Below are 18667 nucleotides of genomic sequence, written 5' to 3' on the forward strand. Positions count from 1 at the left end.
GAGTTGCCAATAGGGTTTGAGCTCCGTCACTCATTCAGAGGTATAGCAGGGGTGACTGAAGAAATTGAAGAAAAGTTCGGATTCATCGCGGAGTCTCAGGATCGGATTGTACTGGCTTTTCGTGGATCGGATTCGACTCTGAATCTGGATTCTGATCTCGATCTTTTTCAGACTCCATTACCCTATGTGGAAAATGTCGGCAACAGCCATAGAGGAATTACCCGGGTTTATCAGTCGATGTGCGAAGAGTTGATCGAGATTGTACGGAAACTGCCTGAAGACAAAAGACTCTATCTAACCAGCCATAGTCTGGGAGGAGATCTTGCCATAATGACAGCACTGGACTTTGCAGTCAATATACCAAATAAAGATCTCGTTGTTTACACTTATGCTGCTGGTAGACCTGGTGCTCCGGATTTTGTGAATGATTACAACACTTATGTTAAAAACAGCTATCGGATTTTTAATGTGCATGATTTTATTCCAACCCTGCCTGCATTTGAATATCCGCCGCCCTTTACGGAAAAGGGGTTATTTTATGAACACGTTGATTTTTCGGTGCCGATTAGTTTTCAGATGAATAACCTGTTCTTAAATCACCGGATAAACTGTTATTTTCAGAAGTTGGGTGAGTTGGATATCGATTATATGAACACTTTGCGTAAAAAGAACCCGAATTTTTGTCCTGAGGCCATTAATTTGCAGGAATTGGCAATATCAATGGCAAATAATTAAGGATTGAGGACATGAATCTAACATTCAAAATTATTTGGTGGATATCGCAATGGAGAGAAAATATAAGTTTGCCTGGGATTTGTTGGGTGACATAGAAGAAGGATGTCCCCATATGGGTAACACAACTCGGGTTGAATATTTGAAATAATTTAAGTAATTGCAAAAAAGCGTACTATTGACAGTACGTTTTTATTATGATAAATTAGTTAATGATATTTAATTAAAAATTGTTAACTAATTTAGAAACGGTAATTGGAGGTTAGTTATGGAAGCGAAATTTGCTGCGCTTGTAAATTTATTATGGGAAGAATGTATACGAAATCTTAATGCTACACTAACTGAGGAGGAAGCAGAAAAATTTTCTAATAATGACTATTACCATTTGCTAGTAATCCATTCATTACAGAGACCGAATTTCTCCCAAATAGCAGAAAAATTATCTTTGACTAAACCAGCGGTTTCTGCAATTATAAGAAAAATGATTAATATGAAACTAGTTGAAAAAATGCAATCGGCAGAGGATAAAAGAATTTTTTATGTTGAACTCACCGCAAAGGGAAGCTCCATTTTGCAGGGAGATAAAGCTGTTTATAAATGGGTTACAGATACCATTAAAAGTATTGCTTCCAATGAAAAAGAAGTTATAATTGTTGAGCAGATTATTTCTTCTTTGGTAGAAAAATTGGAGAAAAAGAACATATGAAATATATGAAAACGAAAGAAGGAAAAGTAAGATGATTTTTTATTTTAGCGGAACCGGAAATTCTAAACATGTTGCTAATAAAATTGCGAAAGGAACAGGTGAAAGGCTAGTCGATATTTCTGAAAGCATCATTGAGAAAAATGAGACATATGAAGTCGAAAAGAATGAAAAAATTGGATTCGTTTTTCCTGTTTATTGGTATTGTATGCCAAAAATAGTTGAGAAGTTTATAGTACAGCTAAAATTATCAGGATATCGGAAGCAATATGTTTATGCAATAACAACATATGGGATAGCTGCGGGAAATGTGATGGACAGATTAATCCAAACCTTAAGAAATAAGCAAGTGCAATTAAATGGAATATTCGGCGTACAGATGATTGACAATTATGTGGTGGGATATAATATTATTAATATAGATAAACAAAGCACTATTTTGAAAAAGGCTGAGGTGGAAATAGATAAAATTATGTTGATGATCGAGTATCGAGAAAATATTGAATATATAAAAAAGGGAAGTATCCGGTTTGTTACTCCAATTACTGGATATGGCTATAGAAAAGCCAATCATATTAAGAAGTTTTTTGTTACACAAAAATGTAATGGTTGTAAACAGTGTGAAAGTAGTTGTCCATGCAATACAATACATATGATGGATGGAAAACCTATGTGGTTAGGGGAATGTACATTCTGTCTAAAATGTATTAATGGATGCAAACAATCAGCAATTCAGTATGGTAAATTCACTGAGAAGAGAGATAGATATCAGTATAAATGAAAAAGGAATATTATGTTTAAAAACGAATTGGTCAGCAAAGCCATCGATTATATTGTAGAAAATTTAAATGAGGAAATCTCCATTGAAGATGTAGCAGCTTATTGTCATCTTTCCAAGTATTATTTTTGCAGAGTTTTCAAGTCAGAAACAGGTGAAAGCATTTATGGGCTTATCAAACGTTTGAAAATGGAACAAAGCGCCATCGAAATGAAGCTGTTAAAAGATAAATCCATTACCGATATCGGCGTTACCTACGGATACAGTTCATCGAATTACAGTTCAGCATTTAAGAAGCACCATCATGTTTCACCTGCGGCATTTCGAAAAAATGTGAATATGAACAGTGCCCCCCATCCTTTTATTCTGGAAAAGAAGGCGACGTTTCAATCATTTGATGAATATAACCAACAGATTCAAATAAAGGATTTGGATAATTTTAAGGTCATCTATGAACGGTATCTGGGAAATTACCTTGATCTGGGAAAAAACTGGTCTGAATTCACCGAAAAATATCAGAATTATTTCAGAGAAGAGACCCTTTTGATTGAACGGTTCTTTGATGATCCTTCCATCACAAATGTTGGGCAATGTTTATATGACATCTGTATGACGGTCGACACAACCTGTCCCCTTGAAAATGTTATGACGATTCAGGGCGGAAAATTTGCCGTTTACAGCTTTGATGGGTTGATACCGGATATTTTTGAAGCTTTTCAAGGCGTATTTAATATCTGGATGCCAAACAGTGGTTATGAAATGGACGAAAGATATGGACTTGATATTTATCGCAAAATTGACAGAGATAAGCAGCATGTTGTTATGGATTTATGCATACCAGTTAAATAGAGCAAGAATTCAGAAGTATAAAATCAGACTTTTTTATATAATCAGAACAGTCATCAAGACTGTGTTCGATTTAATAGAAGTCTGTTTTATGCTTTTTTGCAATTAAAAGGTGCATAAACGAATTTTTATTAACAACAGTCGATCACAATAAAGTGAAAAAATGGAGGATTAAAAATGTTCGATATCAGAAAAATTCAGGAGCAGGTTATTTATAAGGCGGTTAAAGATGGGAGCAATGAAGAAACGGCAAGAGAAATCGTATATGGATCGGATGAACAAGGGAAACCGGAAGATAATCCGACATGGGTAAAATCGACAATGAAGCGACTGGAAAACCAATTTGATCAATCAATCGTTCATCAGATTAGAAGGAACTGTCAGTGTGGGTACGGAATGGATGAGAAATTGGCACTTGTTAAAGAGCTGGTAGACATATCTTCGAGCATAGAAGAATTTGGCAATCAGGACAAAGCAAAAGCTGCGGGACTGTTTTGTAATAATGGGGAACTCTATCTCCAGTTTCATTTTTGCCCATGCCCGATGCTTGAAGGGGTTGATCGACTGGAGACAGATACCTGGTGTCAATGCACGACTGGTTACAGTAAAGTTCTTTTCGAAAAAGCGTTTATGTGTCAAGTTGAGGTGGAGTTGTTAAAAAGCATAAAAATGGGTGATGATAAATGTCTAATGAAAATCATCCCAGAAAATAATATTTGGAAATAAACGTGGCATAGGAATGTTTAGATCTGGAAACATTGATTTGGTTATATTCTTTATTATCAGTGATCAAAAAACGATGAAATAACACTTCGCCGTTTGAATCCCGGCTCCAATGCCATGTTTTCTCTTGTTTTCACTACCTTGCTCAAAATAAGGTTTAATTTGATTGCTTTTGGGTATTAAGCAATTATATAGTTCATACTTGATGAGAGCGGATAACTGGAAGAATAAATATTTTAGAAACAATAACAATTTTCAATAGCTGATAATAAAAGGAGGATATTATGAAAAAGATGTATCAGGAAGCAGATGATCAACTGAAATCTCAGATTCTTGACCAAATTCCAACTCCAGTCATGGCAGTTAACAGAGAGCTTAAAGTGATCTATATGAATGAAGCGGGAAAAAAACTCCTAAAGAAATCTGCGGACAATATTATTGGTTTAGCCTGTAAGGATTTAATTGCGACTGAGCAGTGTGGTACTGAACAGTGTGGTATGCTGAAAGCTATCAGTGACGGCAAATCTTTTAGCGGTCGTACTGAAATCAATACTGGAGAGAACAGGATCCAGGTTGAATATTCGGTTGTACCTTTGCAGGATGACAGCGGTGAAATTATCGGTGGCGTTGAATTTATCATGGATATCACCGAACGTGTTTTATATGAGAATCGGCTTAAAGAACAGAGCCATACCATCCGCGAAATGTCAACACCGACGATTAAACTCTGGGAAGGCGTTCTGGTTCTGCCAGTTGTTGGTGTGGTCGACTCCCTGCGAGCCCAGCATATGATGGAAAGCATGTTGAATAAAATTGCGGAAACTTATTCAAAAGTGATTATTCTGGATATCCACGGTGTTGCGGCGGTGGATACGGCCGTTGCCAATCATCTGATTAAAATCACTAAGGCAACCAAACTCATGGGCTGCGAATGCATCTTGTCAGGAATATCTCCGGCAGTCGCTCAGACGATCATACAGTTGGGAATTGATATGGCAGCTATCAATACCCAGGCAACACTCAGTGACGCTCTTTCAGAAGCGTTCATTATCCTGAGTCTGGAAGTTATTACAAAAGAATAATAAAGAGATAGGATTGTGAAGCACATGACTATAGAAGGTTATAACATATCCATAACGGTAATCGATAACAATTTCATTGTGGTACTTCCGGAAGAAATGAACAATGTGACTATCGGAAAAATAGAAAGTATGGTGACGGAGAAAGCCTACCAAAACGAAATTAATGGTGCCATCCTTAATTTTTCGATGGTTTCTGTCATGGACACTTATACCTATCGTGCTTTTGAACGTATAACTGATGTTTTTTCACTGATGGGGATTCATACTGTATGGGTCGGTTTGCGCCCAGGGGTTGTTTCAGGACTGATGGATTTAGATATTGCCGTCAATTTGAAAATAAAAATGGCGTTGAATCTTGAACTTGGTTTAGTATTGATTGATCGTGACAGATAATGAACCGAAGTAATGATCCGTTTGAAATAGAAGCCGATGCAAAGAATAAGATCATCGAAACAAAAAAATTAGACCTGATTTTGAGTCACGATAATGAGAACGTTGTGTTTTCAGTTCGTCAAATTGCAAACAAAGCAGGATTCAGTTTGATTGATGAAGTCCTGATCGCTGTGGCAGCATCTGAGTTAGCCACGAATATTCTGCGTTATGCTGGAAAGGGATCGATCAAAATAAATATTATCTGCGATGTCGTCAGCGGAATTACTGGCATTGAGCTTCTGGCAAATGATGCTGGACCGGGAATTAAAGACATTGAACTGGCTCTGCAGGAAAATTACAGCACACAGGTCAACAGTTTGGGGCAGGGTCTCCCCAGTGTAATTAAAATTATGGATGAATTCCATATCAAATCTGAATCGGGAAAAGGAACTCGTATTCTCACCCGAAAATGGCTAAAAAACGAAGAAAATTAAGTGCATAATTGAAATGGAAACATCGCTGAGGATGCCGATATAATTGCAGAAGGTATTCTTTATTAACCGAAAAAAATAATATGCTCCCTCTATTCAGATGGAATAGATAATATATGGACAAAATGGAGGTTGTGTAATGATTGAACTGGGCCAAATTAAAGTTGACTCCAATAATTCCATGATTGAGGCTAGAAAAAAAGCACGCTCAATTGCTTTGAAACTGGGCTGTTCAGAAGTGACTGCCACTCGGATTGAAGCGGCAGTGTCAGAAACAATCAGACAGCTTCTTGACAGTATGATGACGATTGATTTTGCCGTTTCAGTTAAAGAATCTGTTGGGGAAATTCCAATCAGAAATGGTATCAATATCATTTTTGACAATTTTGATTATCCGCTCAATCCGGATTTTAAAGCGCAGCATTTTGAAAATTTTGTTTCTTCTGAAACGGTAAATGGAAAATATACATTCACAATCTTTTTACCTTTTATCACGATCGATCCGGATTTTAGCTATTCTCTGGTCGAAGAATTGAAGAGCGAAATTGAATCGCCTTCCAAAGAGGAACTGCTAAAAGAAATTGAGTGCAAAAACATCGAGCTCGCAAATAGCAGGCAGTTTATGGAATCGGTGCTGGAAAATCTACAGGCTGCCGTTTATGCAAAAGATTTAAATGGCAACTACACCTATATCAACCGGCACTGGGAAGAAGCAACAGGTCACAAACGGGATGAATGTATTGGCCGAACCGCAAAAGAAGTTTTTTCGTCAGACGGAGAGGCGTATGACCAAAACGATCAGGATGTCATTAAGTTACAGGAAAACCAGGTAACCGAGGAATATTCCATAAAGGACAAGCAGAAACGGACCTACCAATCAACCAAGGTGCCAATGAAACAAAACGGAGATATTGTTGGGATATGCAGTATTTCCACGGATATCACGCAAAGAAAAAAAATGGAGGAGGAATTATTTGAAGCCAAAATTCTTGCTGAAGAAGCGGCGGAATCTAAATCTTATTTTCTGGCCAATATGAGTCATGAGATACGCACACCGATGAATGCCATATTGGGAATGAGCTATCTCATCCAGAAAACCGATCTGTCGATAAAACAGCAGGACTATGTTAATAAAATACAGCAGTCAGGACAGCACCTGCTGGGTATTATCAATGATATTTTGGACTTTTCAAAAATTGAAGCTGGCAAACTAAATATCGAATCCATTGATTTTAAACTCTATGAAGTGCTGGATAACCTCTCCAATTGCAACAGCGAGAAATGCCTTGCCAAAAATCTGGAGCTAGTGTTTGATGTTGATCCGGATGTACCTAATGAATTATGCGGTGATCCGCTGAGAATCGGACAAATCCTGATTAACTATGTAAACAATGCAATTAAATTTACTGATCGGGGAAGAATTACGGTTAGAATTAGAAAAGATAAAGAATTTTCAGATGGATTTCAGCTTAAATTTGAAGTTCAGGATACCGGAATCGGTTTGAAAGAAGAGCAGCAGTCAAAACTCTTCCAATCATTTCAGCAGGCTGATATATCCACAACCCGGAAATATGGCGGAACAGGTCTTGGCCTTGCCATTTCCAGGAAATTGGCAACTTTAATGGGTGGTGAAGTTGGTGTGAAATCCGAATTTGGAAAAGGCAGCATTTTCTGGTTTACCACCCATTTTAATGTCACCGAAAAAGTTTTGAAATCCAATGTTCCCTATCCTAGCTCTGACAATCCCTGGGTTATGTATGAAACCGAACTTGGAATTCCTAAAAAAAGCTGTAAGCTTGAACCGGAAAAAAGAAGTCTGGATTCTGTCACGGGTCAAAAGAATCTGCAGGACCTTTGCAATGCGAAAATTCTGCTGGTGGAAGATAATGAACTCAATCAGGAAGTTGCCGTTGAAATCCTCAGGGATGTGGGATTACAGGTTGATATAGCCGCCAATGGCGAAATTGCAGTTGCAATGGTTGATCAAAAAAAATATGATCTGGTGCTGATGGATATGCAGATGCCAGTTTTAGATGGGCTTGAAGCCACAAGACAAATCCGTTCCAACAATCGGTTCAGGAATCTGCCAATTGTAGCGATGACTGCCAATGCAATGGCCGGTGATCGGGAACAATGTCTTGCCGCCGGAATGAATGATCATTTACCGAAACCGATTGTACCTGGAGATCTTTTCAAAATGTTGGTTCGATGGATACCGTCATTCAATCATACTCCGTATTTATTTGAACGCCGTATCGATATTGTCCATGAGGATCCATTGGATCAGGAGGACATTAGAATAAGCGGGCTGGATATCGAACTGGGTCTTGGTCACGTCCTGGGAAAGAAAAAATCCTACAAGAATCTCCTACGAAAATTTGCTTCAGGTCAAAAAAACGTAATAGATGATATTCGAAAATCAATCAATAATGGAGATTTTAACACGGCGGAACGGCTTGTACATACACTGAAGGGTGTTACTGCCAATATTGGAGCGATGGAAATAAATAAAAATGCCGAAATCCTAGAAACAGCTATCAGAGAAGAACCTGCCAGTGAAGCATTAAAAACGTTAATTCAAAATATTGATCTGCCATTAAAAAATTTGATTACTGCTCTAAAAAAACAATTGCCTGAGAAAGAGAACGCCATTAAGGTTAACTTTTCCGTAACCTCAAACTTGGCCCTGATTTCTTTTCTGGAAGAACTCATGCAGTATATTCGGGTCCGAAAGCCAAAAAGATGTTCAGAAGTAATTGAATCCCACTATGAAATTTGCTGGCCGGATGAACTCAAAGACGAAGCATCTGATCTCTATCAATTTATTTCAAAATATCAATTTAAGGAAGCTGCTGAAAAGGTGGAGTCCTTATTAATCAGATTAAGTGAGGTTTGATTATGAAAGTATTATCGGAATGTACTGTTTTAATTGTGGATGATACGGAAATCAATATCGATATTCTGGTCGAAGCTCTGGGTGATGATTATGAACTGTCTGTGGCCATGGATGGGGAATCCACTCTCGAAATTGTAAAAATGGAACGGCCGGATTTAATTTTGCTGGATATCATGATGCCGGGAATGAGCGGATATGAGGTGTGTAAAAAACTTAAAACAAATGCTGCAACATCCGATATACCGATCATTTTCTTGACTGCCATGACAGATATCGAAAGCAAAAGAAGAGGATTTGAAGCAGGTGCAGTCGATTACATCACCAAACCGTTTGAAATACTCGAGGTGAAGGCGCGTGTACAGACCCATCTGTTCATCACGATGGCAAGGAATGAACTGGCCATGCAGAACGAGATCCTTGAAAAACGGGTTGCTGAACGAACCAGGGAATTATGTCTGACTCAGGAAATTACCATAGAAGCCCTAGCTTCGCTTGCTGAGTATCGGGATCCTGATACAGGCGGGCACATCGAGCGTACTAAGAATTATGTGCGAATTCTTGCCGAAAAGTTGAGTACCTATGAAAAATATAAAACGATTCTGAATGACGAAGTCATTCAGATTTTTTACAAATCGGCACCGCTTCATGATATCGGTAAAATTGGAATACGAGATGATATCCTCCTTAAGCCGGGAAAGCTGACACATGATGAATTTGAAGAGATGAAACGGCATACTGTTATCGGTTACGAGGCACTCCGCATTGCAGCGTTAAAACTAGGCGAAAATTCATTTCTTAAACATGCCATGGAATTTGCAAAATACCATCAGGAAAAATGGGATGGTTCTGGTTATCCCGATGGTCTCTCAGGGTATGACATTCCCCTTGCCGGTAGAATCATGGCGATTGCGGATGTCTATGATGCGCTCATCAGTAAAAGAGTCTACAAACCGCCTTTTACACATAAAAAAGCAGTCGAAATTATCAAGGAAGGCAGAGACAGTCATTTTGAGCCATTAATGGTAGATGCATTTCAAGAAGTACAAGAATTGTTTCGGCAAATCGCGATTAAATATGCAGATTATCCTGAGGAATTAATAGCCTTGAATGAAAAATAGTCTGTGAAAAACGATACTACGCGACCTTTAGCAAATTTTATAAGTATTTCATCCGTGCTGTACCCCGGAATTTCTCTATAAACACTAAACAGGGATGGCAACATATAATATTATATGTTGCCAATTTTTGTGTTTGTAATAGAAAATATATTTATTTGAGATCAAAATATATGCATAAAGATGTAAAAATGATCGCAATGTAGTATAATAAAAATCAAGCGAAACGGGTAGTCATCAAGGATGCTTCGTTGGTCATATTATCAGTCAGTAGTTGAGGACGGGTAGTCAAAAGTCTCTCCGTTTCATTTTTATAACCAAATGAAGCGTGAGCGAACTATTAAAAATCAAGAAGAGAGCTGTATCTTGAATAATGGTTGCTTATTCAGGGACTGACAGACCAGACCAGACCAGGCTCAATTTATATGATGCAGAGACTTTCAGAAAAAAAGGAGATAATTTTGAAAATTGTTTGTTTTGGCGACAGTTTGACTTTTGGATATAATGTAGCCCACAAAGAAAAATGGCATGTGATTGTAGAAAAGAAGACCGGGATCCAAATGCAAAACAGCGGAATTAACGGGGATACCACTGATGGGATGCTTGCCCGTATCCAACAACAGGTGTTTGCGGCAAAACCCGATGGGGTTATCCTGATGGGCGGTTATAACGATATTTTCTTCAACCATTCCTGGCAGAGTGCCGCCCAAAACATGAAAATCATGGTTGAGCGGTGCCGAGGACAAAACCTGCTGGTAGTTGTGGCGATTCCGCCTCCGATTCTGCTGCCGGTGGCATTCAAAGACGGTGGCGAAGCCATCGATTTTAAAAAATCTGCGGTGATGGTCGAAGCGTATTGCCAGTGGCTAAGGGATTTTACCGCAACTGCGCAATTACCTATCTTGGATTTCCGAAGCGCCATCGACTGGACTGATCAAGATCTGTATCTCGACGGGATTCATCAAAGCCCGGCCGGCCATCAACGGATGGCTGGCCGACTGATTGAGTTTATGGGAAAACAGTCTTGGTTATGAATATTTTACTAAATCATTTAATTCTTTAGCTTTTTTTGCTGCATCCATCTTTGCGTAAACATAAAAAGCAATCGTGTGTAATGTGATTGATAGAATCACCATGCCTGGAATCCATGGTGCAATTAAATAAAACATTTCTGGAGAAAATAGCCAAACGGCTGTTAAGCCTCCCACAATATTCAAAATTGAAGAAATTAGAATATTGGTGATTGGTTTTTAATGTAAGGTAGTTCCACAAACCGCTGTAAATCACACCAAATAAAAATGCGAAAATAGCGGAAATTCCAATTAAGTTCCAACGATAACTCAAGGCAAGGGTTTGTCCGGAGGTGAATATGTCAACAAAAGTAAAAATTAAGATTCAGGATGATACGTTATTAAGAGAAATAATTGATACTGTATATGAAGAGTCCGATCAAATTATTTTAGCACGCTGGTCATTGGAGATGGCAAAACATATTTTAGAGCTGGTGAATATATCTTATGAAAATAACGATATTATTTTAGGTGGTTTTGATACAAATGTACGGTGGCAGAATGGGAAAGCCAGAATGCATGATGTGCGTCAGGCGGGTTTTAGAATTCACCAACTGGCAAGAAACAGTATGAATGAAATTGAAAAAACTGCATTGAGAGTTGTAGGACAGGCTGTCGGAAGCGGTCATATGCGAGAGCATGCAATGGTAGCAAGTGATTATTCTGTAAAAGTAATAAACCTTATCAAATCAGATTCTATGGAAGCTGTTTCAAAAGAAAGACAGTGGCAATTGAATAAACTGATGGAATGTAAAGGATGATCTCAACGATTCCAGCATGAGTAAACTCTTTCAATGGATAATGATCAGTGGGACTGTAAAAGATAAATAACAGAAATTGTTTTTACTGATTTGTGAGGAAGATTAAAATTTTATAGAAAAAAGAAAGGTCAAATGATGAAAAAAGTATATCTTTATTTATTTGATACCATGGCGGATTGGGAATCTGATTACCGCGATCGGAGTAGCTCCGATGGAATTTAACGTACACATGCTAACGGTTTTAGTTGTGTTTTCGTCGCAAACTCGGTAATCTAGAAATCTGTAGTCTGTAGAAAGGGAAAACCATCAGATACTGCCCGGCCACAAACAGATATTTGAAAACAATCTACAATATGGAGACTTAAGCAAAAAAAAGATTATAAAAGTGAGGAGAAGTGATAATGAAAGAAAATGAATTAAAACTTTATACACAGCTCATGAAAACGAGGTTTATGGAAGATTCTGGGGTGATATTTCAAATCAACGGTTTGGAACGTGCCGGATTGCTTGTTGATTTGCAGTTTGAGGGACAGATTCAAGCATTTGATCGACAAAATGCAGTAAAGGTGCTAAATGGCGGCAAAGGATTATTGATTGGTTATTCAACCGAAGAATTACCTGAAGAAAAGCTGTTTAAAATATTTCAGCAATCGTCTCAGAAATTGTTGGAAACTGCCAAAGAAGATGAGCTTTTGTGGCTTCAAAATAAGGCCATTCAGGAAGCTGAAATTATTCCTCAAAATTGGCATCTGAAATATTACGATAGGGATGTCTATCATCTGTTGACCATCGCAATTGACAAGTCTCTGCAAGGGACCGGCGCTTTCAGAGAATTAATCATGCCTGTCATTCAGGCGTGTGATAATAAAAAGCTACCTATTGTATTGGAAACCTTCAATCCTGAGAATGTTCCGCTCTACGAGCACTTCGGATTTAAACTAATGGAATCACATTCTTCTGAAGTGATTAATTTAACCTGCTTTTGCATGATGCGATGGAGACAGGAAGATAACACAATAAGTGATTGAATCGATATTTACGGCAGAAAAGTCTGAGTAAAAGCAGAAAAACCGGATGTGTTTTATTCATCATAATAGGGGTAAAAATATGCAAATAATAAAAAATGTTTATCAACTTGAATGTTCTAAGCATGGTCATGTATTTTTGATTAAATCTGATGAAAGTATTTTGATTGACACCGGCATGCCAGGGCTGACAAAAAAGATTATTTCGGAAATTGAGAGTCTTGATGTGCCAATTCAAACGATTAAAAAAATTCTTTTGACACACCATGATGTGGATCACATCGGTAATGCTAAAAAATTACAGGAGGTTACTCAAGCTGAGCTTTGGGCTTCTAAAGAGGATATTCCATATATTGTCGGTGCCCAAAATCGTCCGGGAATCAAGCGAATCATTCAAGTTGTTGTTCAGCCTCAAAAGCCTGCTGTTTTTGATTATTATAAAGAAAATCAACATTTTGGAGAAATTAAAGTAATTCATGCGCCGGGACATACTCCTGGCCATTCTATTTTCCAATATCGGAATGTACTGTTTACTGGTGATTTATTTGAGGTGTTAAATGGGAATTTTCGACTTTTACCACAATTTATGAACTGGAATCACGAAGAAGTAAAAAAATCCATAGCACTTATAAAAGATTTGAAGTTCGATTGGATTTGTCCCTCTCATGGAGAGCCGATTCAAAGAGGAATCGTGTTTGAGGAATTCCTAAAAGTAATAAAATATTAGGATCCTATGACTTAAAATAATACAATGATCATCAGCCCCTGACGGAAGAGAGTGTCTTTGCGAAAGCGATTGAATTTTAAACTGTCTGTGAATGAAATGCTAAGGCTTCAGTTAGAGAGAAAGAGAGATGAAATGAAAAATAATTTGAATGCAAATAAATCCAGAGAAAAAATGTTTGCAATCTTTTATGCAGTATTGTTGTTTGCCATACCGATTATTGTGATTACCATTTTGCCATGGGCAAAGCATATGGTGGAAATATATGGGTTAAAAGCACCAGTAGGTTTTGATGAAACATACTTATATGAGGATCTCATAAAGTATGTTTCATCCACTGTGACAGGCCTGATCGCTGGCTTTGGACTGATTTTTATAGGAATAAATGTTAAAAACTGTGCCAGCAGACTAGCTTTCTGGGGTTGCTTGGCAGGGCTTACTTATGTCCTTTTGGCGGGAATGAGTTATCTGATTTATTTTGATAGCGGTTTGGTGTTTTTGCAACCATTATTAGTTCTTGTAAGATATTCAGGGACGTTGGGTAGCTATACGATGGCTTTAATTGTCGGTATCTATTTACCATTGCTTTATCAAATCATCCGGCAGAGAAATAAATGGAAATATTGATCTGACTGCTTTTAAATAATTTAACTTTATGGGGTAATAATATGAAAACAGTACAATATGCTTATCAACTTGATTTTTCCAGGCGCAAATTGAAAACAACGATTGTACCAAAAAAATAGATAAGCAAATATGAACAAATATGAAAGGAAACATCATGAATAAAGCATATAAAACAAAAATCGAAACATTGGTTGACAGTATTTCAGAGAGTTATAAAAAAGAGTCCTATATTGCTCCCCATGATTGCGGATTTTTACCAAATCGAAATGCAATTATTGATACCACCAAAGCATTGCGACAATTAGTTTTCCCCAGCTATTTTGGAAAAACAAATTTTCGCAGAGAAATTCAGGACTATCACATTGGAGATTTGTTAATTTGTATCATCGAAAGTTTGATGAAACAGATTACTTTGGCGTTGAAACATCAGGCAGCCGAAATAGAAAATTTTAGTGAAGAGCATTATCACAAGGAAGCGGAAAGAATCTGTTATGAATTTATAAGCAAGATCCCCCAAATCAGAGAGTTCCTGGCAACCGATGTTATTGCAGCTTTTGATGGGGATCCGGCAGCAAAGAGCAGAGATGAAATTATTTTTTGTTATCCTGGTGTTTTTGCCATCAGCGTTCATCGGTTGGCGCATGAATTGTATGACCTTTCGGTTCCACTGATTCCAAGGATCATGAGCGAATATGCCCATAACATTACCGGAATTGATATTCACCCAGGCGCCACCATCGGGAAATACTTCTTCATCGATCATGGTACCGGCGTGGTTGTCGGAGAAACTGCCATCATTGGCGAACATGTGAAAATTTATCAGGGGGTAACATTAGGCGCTTTATCCACTAGAGGCGGTCAAAAGCTCAGAGGCGTGAGACGACATCCCTGTCTGGAAGATGAGGTAACCGTTTATTCAGGAGCTTCAATTTTAGGCGGCGATACAATTGTTGGAAAAGGTGCTGTCATTGGCAGTAATGTGTTTATTACAAAATCAGTGCCAGAAGGAACCAAGGTAAGCATCAAAACACCAGAGCTGCATTTCTCAGGTCATGAGATAACGGAAATTACAATGGAATCCTTTGACTGGGTGATATAAATGGAATTATTGTATCGGTGATCACATTGGGATATGGTACCCAGGAACCTAAAATGCCAACCAGAAAAGCAGCAGCGGATATTGTGAAGTTTTTCTAGGATATCAGTCAGCGAAAAAGTCGAGTGCATGACAGGAGGATGAGAATGAAAAGAATATTTACACTGTTTTTGATTGTCAGTTTGATATTTATGTCTACGCCCATCGCATGGGCAGCGGAAACTGCCCATGAGCCCATCACACAAGAATTGGTTCTCATGGTGGAGCATAACCCTGAGCTGAAAACGCTGTTGATTAAATCGATTGAACAAGCCAAAGCGGTGAATCCGGATAAGAACAGCAATCCGGTGCAGTCTTTGGATGAATTTTATGACTTTGTTGACTGGGCAGATCATGCCTTGCCCTGGAGCATCTTGCCCAATGTTGAAAGTACGTATCCTGGTCTCTATGATCAGATCGATCAAAGCTTGGATTATTTTTATTTCATTACTGATCAGCCTTTGGAAGAGCTGGAAGGTATGGAATTTTACAATAATTCATTGCAATACTACGAACCCTATCGATCCTGGATGATTAAATTCACTAAACAATGGGGAGAATACCTGAGCACTTCCGAATCCTGGAATGAAGCATATTATCAGACTGCCTATAATAATCAGGATTTTGGATTGCAGAATGGGTGGTATGAAGATCCATCCAATTGGCACAGCTTTAATGATTTTTTCAGTCGCTTTCTCATTTCGACTGCAGCTCGACCAATTGCCTCCCCAGACGACAATTCGGTTGTTGCCGCTCCAGCTGATTCATTACCACAGGGTGTGTGGCAGATCGACGGTGACTCGCGGGTAGTTGGGGATGGCGTAAGAATAAAATCTCTGACTTTTGATTCAATATCCGCTCTCCTTGGTGAAGGAACCAGCTATGGTGATGCATTCGCTGGCGGAATATTGACACACACCTTCCTTAATGTCCAGGATTATCATCGTTTCCACTTTCCGGTTAGTGGAACAATATTAGAGGTAAGAACCATTTATCAGGATGACGCAGTTGGCGGCATTACCTATTGGGACAAGGAAGCAAACCGATATGTGCTCAATGCGGAAGATTATGGCTGGCAGGCAGTAGAAACACGGGGCTGTGTAATTATGAAGACTGAAGATTATGGTCTGGTGGCTTTGATGCCGGTTGGTATGTCACAGGTTTCCGCAGTTATGTTTGAGGATAACATAAAGCCGGGTATCGTTGTGAAAAAAGGCGATATGCTCGGATATTTCCTGTTCGGTGGATCGGATTATGTGATGATTTTCCAGAATATTGCTGGTTTTGAAATGACGGCCCCCAAAAATGCCGATAGTGAAGGATACACGCACTTGTTAATGGGCGAATCTTATGGTATATTGACAGGCATTCCTACAGTGGTTGCCGATTCAAAAAGTAATACAGTTTGGGATGGCACAATGGCAATTATTTTAACGATTGTGCTGGTTGGAGGCGTTGCATTCGCAGTAAGGAAAGGTAAAAACGATAATAGATAAATAACAGGAATTTATTTTGGCGTTTGAAGATGATTGAAAAATTTGCTTTTAATATTTAAAAGCTGTAAAATAATACATATAGATGCATTAAAGAAGGGAATATATAATGAAAAAAATACTTGTACCGGTCGATGGTTCTGAAATTTCATTAAAAGGAGCCGACAAAGCTATTGAATTGGCAAAAAAATTTGGGAGTGAAGTGACTTTTCTTTCCGTCATTGAAATAAAACCACTATTTTACGGGGCTGGAGCAATTCCGACAAATTCATTGGAGTTGATGAAGCAAATTGAAGACAATCAGTCAGAAGAATTTGAAAAACTGTTGGATTCTCTTTTGGAAAAATATAAAAGCTCGGGGCTGGTTCTTAAGAAAAAAGTCATAGCCGGCGCTGTGGATGCGAAAATTGACGAGTTTGCCAAAGAAGAAAATTTTGATTTGATCGTCATGGGAAAAAGGGGAATGAGTGCTGCAAAGCGTTTCTTTGTTGGTTCAAATACCAGAAAAATTATTGAAATTGCACCTTGCTCTGTTTTAGTTGTAAAAGATTAATCACACCATTTAATCTAATAAAAAGCGGTGCAAATCAACTGAAAGCGGTATAATGAATGAATAAAAACCATATTCAGGAAATGCTGTCCATCAGCGATGATGAGATGATTAAGTCAGTGATCGCCTTGGAATATGGCACCCCGGAACCTAAAATGCCAAAAAGAAAAGCAGCAGAGGATATTGTCAAATTTTTCTAGCATCCCGGGGATGGGGCGAAATTCCACCCATACGTTACATCAGTCACTTATTATTTAAATAAAAGCATCTTGTTAATTAGCGAGATGCTTTTATTTTTTAATAAATAACTTTCGGCAAGCTGATGGGATGATGGATTTATTCCGATGGGTTAGTTTTAATCGAATTTAAAAATTGACTGACATCGTTGCTCATCGTTTCATAATTTGTCCAGTGCAAATAATGATGCCCTTCAAGCATGACGATCTTGCTGTTTCCCAATCCCGCCAGAGCCATTTCATAAAAGCTCTGGGTCGTTTTTCCATCCTCTCTGGGGGTGGTACCTTCTTTTGCGAAAATCAGCACGGGTAGATCTTTGGCAAATTTCATCGTTGATGTTTTTTCAATATTCTTTTCAATTTCGTTTCCTTCGGCAACAACGTTTTTATTATAAGCCTTCCATGCTGATAGTGCTTTTGTGGTTTTTAAATTTTCATCAGAATAGATATGGGTCGTATCAATAGGCAGGAATCCATCAGGCATCATCAGGACAAGGAGTCTGGCGATACCGGTGGGTACCAAAGCACTCAAATAAGATGGCATTGACGGGATACTTTCCCCAAAATAGGCACTCATTTCCGGCAGGGTACAGTCGATTCCAACGATTGCTTTAACTTCTTCCGGATAGGTATTGGCATAATACATGGCATAAATTCCGGAAATTGAATGAGGCATTAATACATAAGGGCCTTTAATACCAGCAACGCTTAATGCAGTTCGCAACTCTTCAGTGATATTTTCGACCGTCCGTTCATCATCGGTCAAGTCGCTCCATCCATAACCAAAGGGTTCAACCACCACGACTTTGTTTGTTTTAGCCAATTCGTCAATCAACGGTTGAAAGTCCAGAACAGGAGCGGTTGTTCCAAGGCCAGGGGTTAAGACAATTGTATTTTCTCCTTCACCCTGGGTATAGACATGCATTTGTTGGCCGGATACAGTGACCATTTCTCCAGGCGCAGGATAAATAGATTTTTCATAGGCAGTTAAAACCTGACTGATGATTACCCACAGTATCGTTAGCAGTATAATTCCAGCAATAAACGCTAAAAATACGTTTAAAACTTTATGTGTTCTTTTAGTGCTTTTTTTCATTTTTTCTCTCTTTCTCCATTTTGTTAGTAGTATGAAGTCGCGCGCGGGTTTCGCTGTGAATTCACTTTCTTATTCATTATAGTTTTAGAAAGATAATGAAGCCATCGATCGGGCTTACAAGAACGGCAGTATCCTTACATTTCTGTAAGATCAGGGTTATTGACTATAAAAGATAAATAACAGGAATTATTTCTGGCGGTTGAAGGTGATAT

20 protein-coding genes are annotated in these 18667 nt (G+C 38.4%); 19 read left to right on the forward strand and 1 reads right to left on the reverse strand.

Annotation, left to right across the window (positions count from 1 at the left end; genetic code table 11):
- Positions 1-51 precede the first annotated feature (51 nt).
- The 19 genes from FZC40_RS10545 (at position 52) to FZC40_RS17150 (ending at position 17323) form a co-directional block, all read left to right on the forward strand.
- Positions 52-735, forward strand: coding sequence for a lipase family protein (locus FZC40_RS10545; RefSeq protein WP_186843771.1), 684 nt, complete (start codon positions 52-54; stop codon positions 733-735).
- A 265-nt stretch (positions 736-1000) separates the two neighbouring features.
- Positions 1001-1438 carry a MarR family winged helix-turn-helix transcriptional regulator gene (locus FZC40_RS10555; protein ID WP_148604097.1) on the forward strand — a complete coding sequence of 146 codons (438 nt, stop codon included), beginning with the start codon at positions 1001-1003 and terminating at the stop codon, positions 1436-1438.
- A 31-nt stretch (positions 1439-1469) separates the two neighbouring features.
- The gene (locus FZC40_RS10560) at positions 1470-2216 is read left to right on the forward strand and encodes an EFR1 family ferrodoxin (RefSeq protein WP_148604099.1); all 747 of its coding nucleotides are present in this window, start codon (positions 1470-1472) and stop codon (positions 2214-2216) included.
- 12 nt (positions 2217-2228) lie between these two features.
- Positions 2229-3062, forward strand: coding sequence for an AraC family transcriptional regulator (locus FZC40_RS10565; RefSeq protein ID WP_148604101.1), 834 nt, complete (start codon positions 2229-2231; stop codon positions 3060-3062).
- A 174-nt stretch (positions 3063-3236) separates the two neighbouring features.
- Positions 3237-3785, forward strand: a complete 549-nt coding sequence (locus tag FZC40_RS10570) for a DUF6144 family protein (protein ID WP_148604103.1) — start codon at positions 3237-3239, stop codon at positions 3783-3785.
- 281 nt (positions 3786-4066) lie between these two features.
- Complete coding sequence (locus tag FZC40_RS10575) at positions 4067-4864, forward strand: PAS domain-containing protein (RefSeq protein WP_207724262.1); 798 nt, start codon at positions 4067-4069, stop codon at positions 4862-4864.
- A gap of 24 nt (positions 4865-4888) precedes the next feature.
- Positions 4889-5257 carry an STAS domain-containing protein gene (locus FZC40_RS10580; RefSeq protein WP_148604107.1) on the forward strand — a complete coding sequence of 123 codons (369 nt, stop codon included), beginning with the start codon at positions 4889-4891 and terminating at the stop codon, positions 5255-5257.
- A complete protein-coding gene (locus tag FZC40_RS10585; protein ID WP_148604110.1) occupies positions 5257-5730 on the forward strand; it encodes an anti-sigma regulatory factor in 474 nt (157 codons plus the stop codon). Before FZC40_RS10580 ends, FZC40_RS10585 begins: the two co-directional genes overlap by 1 nt.
- A 136-nt stretch (positions 5731-5866) precedes the next feature.
- Positions 5867-8623, forward strand: coding sequence for a response regulator (locus tag FZC40_RS10590; protein WP_148604112.1), 2757 nt, complete (start codon positions 5867-5869; stop codon positions 8621-8623).
- Between the two features lie 2 nt (positions 8624-8625).
- Positions 8626-9741 (forward strand): HD-GYP domain-containing protein, encoded by a 1116-nt coding sequence (locus FZC40_RS10595; protein WP_148604114.1) that lies wholly within the window; start codon positions 8626-8628, stop codon positions 9739-9741.
- A 422-nt stretch (positions 9742-10163) separates the two neighbouring features.
- A complete protein-coding gene (locus FZC40_RS10600; RefSeq protein WP_148604116.1) occupies positions 10164-10772 on the forward strand; it encodes a GDSL-type esterase/lipase family protein in 609 nt (202 codons plus the stop codon).
- A 335-nt stretch (positions 10773-11107) separates the two neighbouring features.
- Positions 11108-11569 (forward strand): putative immunity protein, encoded by a 462-nt coding sequence (locus FZC40_RS10610; protein WP_148604121.1) that lies wholly within the window; start codon positions 11108-11110, stop codon positions 11567-11569.
- Positions 11570-11970: 401 nt separating this feature from the next.
- Positions 11971-12597, forward strand: a complete 627-nt coding sequence (locus FZC40_RS10615) for a GNAT family N-acetyltransferase (RefSeq protein ID WP_148604123.1) — start codon at positions 11971-11973, stop codon at positions 12595-12597.
- Positions 12598-12676: 79 nt separating this feature from the next.
- The gene (locus FZC40_RS10620) at positions 12677-13321 is read left to right on the forward strand and encodes an MBL fold metallo-hydrolase (protein WP_148604125.1); all 645 of its coding nucleotides are present in this window, start codon (positions 12677-12679) and stop codon (positions 13319-13321) included.
- A gap of 132 nt (positions 13322-13453) precedes the next feature.
- Positions 13454-13945 (forward strand): hypothetical protein, encoded by a 492-nt coding sequence (locus FZC40_RS10625; RefSeq protein WP_148604127.1) that lies wholly within the window; start codon positions 13454-13456, stop codon positions 13943-13945.
- A 154-nt stretch (positions 13946-14099) separates the two neighbouring features.
- Positions 14100-15044: a serine O-acetyltransferase gene (locus tag FZC40_RS10630; protein ID WP_148604128.1), complete on the forward strand. Its 945-nt coding sequence runs from the start codon at positions 14100-14102 to the stop codon at positions 15042-15044.
- 143 nt (positions 15045-15187) lie between these two features.
- A complete protein-coding gene (locus tag FZC40_RS10635; protein WP_207706721.1) occupies positions 15188-16576 on the forward strand; it encodes a phosphatidylserine decarboxylase in 1389 nt (462 codons plus the stop codon).
- Between the two features lie 106 nt (positions 16577-16682).
- Positions 16683-17126 carry a universal stress protein gene (locus FZC40_RS10640; RefSeq protein WP_148604133.1) on the forward strand — a complete coding sequence of 148 codons (444 nt, stop codon included), beginning with the start codon at positions 16683-16685 and terminating at the stop codon, positions 17124-17126.
- Between the two features lie 56 nt (positions 17127-17182).
- Complete coding sequence (locus FZC40_RS17150) at positions 17183-17323, forward strand: hypothetical protein (protein WP_186843770.1); 141 nt, start codon at positions 17183-17185, stop codon at positions 17321-17323.
- Between the two features lie 136 nt (positions 17324-17459).
- On the opposite strand, the gene FZC40_RS10645 is transcribed toward FZC40_RS17150, so the two are convergent.
- Positions 17460-18455, reverse strand: a complete 996-nt coding sequence (locus FZC40_RS10645) for an alpha/beta fold hydrolase (protein WP_207706722.1) — start codon at positions 18453-18455, stop codon at positions 17460-17462.
- Positions 18456-18667 lie beyond the last annotated feature (212 nt).

The sequence above is a fragment of the Acetobacterium tundrae genome, from assembly GCF_008086615.1.
GTDB lineage: Bacteria > Bacillota > Clostridia > Eubacteriales > Eubacteriaceae > Acetobacterium > Acetobacterium tundrae.

Bases quoted from the DNA above. Each gene is read 5' to 3' on its own strand.
- FZC40_RS10615 (WP_148604123.1), top strand. From the start codon at position 11,971: ATGAAAGAAAATGAATTAAAACTTTATACACAGCTCATGAAAACGAGG.
- FZC40_RS10630 (WP_148604128.1), top strand. From the start codon at position 14,100: ATGAATAAAGCATATAAAACAAAAATCGAAACATTGGTTGACAGTATT.
- FZC40_RS10610 (WP_148604121.1), top strand. From the start codon at position 11,108: ATGTCAACAAAAGTAAAAATTAAGATTCAGGATGATACGTTATTAAGA.
- FZC40_RS10600 (WP_148604116.1), top strand. From the start codon at position 10,164: ATGATGCAGAGACTTTCAGAAAAAAAGGAGATAATTTTGAAAATTGTT.
- FZC40_RS10560 (WP_148604099.1), top strand. From the start codon at position 1,470: ATGATTTTTTATTTTAGCGGAACCGGAAATTCTAAACATGTTGCTAAT.
- FZC40_RS10590 (WP_148604112.1), top strand. From the start codon at position 5,867: ATGATTGAACTGGGCCAAATTAAAGTTGACTCCAATAATTCCATGATT.
- FZC40_RS10570 (WP_148604103.1), top strand. From the start codon at position 3,237: ATGTTCGATATCAGAAAAATTCAGGAGCAGGTTATTTATAAGGCGGTT.
- FZC40_RS10640 (WP_148604133.1), top strand. From the start codon at position 16,683: ATGAAAAAAATACTTGTACCGGTCGATGGTTCTGAAATTTCATTAAAA.
- FZC40_RS10565 (WP_148604101.1), top strand. From the start codon at position 2,229: ATGTTTAAAAACGAATTGGTCAGCAAAGCCATCGATTATATTGTAGAA.
- FZC40_RS10645 (WP_207706722.1), bottom strand. From the start codon at position 18,455: ATGAAAAAAAGCACTAAAAGAACACATAAAGTTTTAAACGTATTTTTA.
- FZC40_RS10625 (WP_148604127.1), top strand. From the start codon at position 13,454: ATGAAAAATAATTTGAATGCAAATAAATCCAGAGAAAAAATGTTTGCA.
- FZC40_RS10575 (WP_207724262.1), top strand. From the start codon at position 4,067: ATGAAAAAGATGTATCAGGAAGCAGATGATCAACTGAAATCTCAGATT.
- FZC40_RS17150 (WP_186843770.1), top strand. From the start codon at position 17,183: ATGAATAAAAACCATATTCAGGAAATGCTGTCCATCAGCGATGATGAG.
- FZC40_RS10620 (WP_148604125.1), top strand. From the start codon at position 12,677: ATGCAAATAATAAAAAATGTTTATCAACTTGAATGTTCTAAGCATGGT.
- FZC40_RS10580 (WP_148604107.1), top strand. From the start codon at position 4,889: ATGACTATAGAAGGTTATAACATATCCATAACGGTAATCGATAACAAT.
- FZC40_RS10555 (WP_148604097.1), top strand. From the start codon at position 1,001: ATGGAAGCGAAATTTGCTGCGCTTGTAAATTTATTATGGGAAGAATGT.
- FZC40_RS10585 (WP_148604110.1), top strand. From the start codon at position 5,257: ATGAACCGAAGTAATGATCCGTTTGAAATAGAAGCCGATGCAAAGAAT.
- FZC40_RS10635 (WP_207706721.1), top strand. From the start codon at position 15,188: ATGAAAAGAATATTTACACTGTTTTTGATTGTCAGTTTGATATTTATG.
- FZC40_RS10595 (WP_148604114.1), top strand. From the start codon at position 8,626: ATGAAAGTATTATCGGAATGTACTGTTTTAATTGTGGATGATACGGAA.